The 281-nt window shown below is 62.3% G+C and carries 1 pseudogene; it reads left to right on the top strand.

Annotated features, from left to right (window positions below):
* Nucleotides 1-281 (top strand): annotated as a pseudogene (locus M9827_RS27665) (toxin); the annotation flags it as partial.

Raw genomic sequence — 281 nt, 5'->3', positions numbered from 1 at the left:
GACCGCGTCGGCAATATCACCCGCATTGAAGACCACGCGTTTCAGCCACGTTACTTCGCCAACCAGTTGATCGATGGCCACCGCGATTTCACCTACGACTCGCTCTATCGGTTGACCAGCGCCACCGGCTACGACGACGCCCCGCCGCCGGACATTCCCGGCCTGCCGCAACCGGGCGACCCGAACAATCGCCTCAACTACACCCAGACCTATCGGTACGACAACGGCGGCAACCTGTTCGAACTGAGTCATGTGCGGGCGGGCAACAACTCGACCCGGCA

It is taken from the genome of Pseudomonas sp. AKS31 (genome assembly GCF_023634765.1).
In the GTDB taxonomy this organism is placed as follows: Bacteria; Pseudomonadota; Gammaproteobacteria; order Pseudomonadales; family Pseudomonadaceae; genus Aquipseudomonas.
This window is presented reverse-complemented; position numbering and strand designations above follow the sequence as displayed.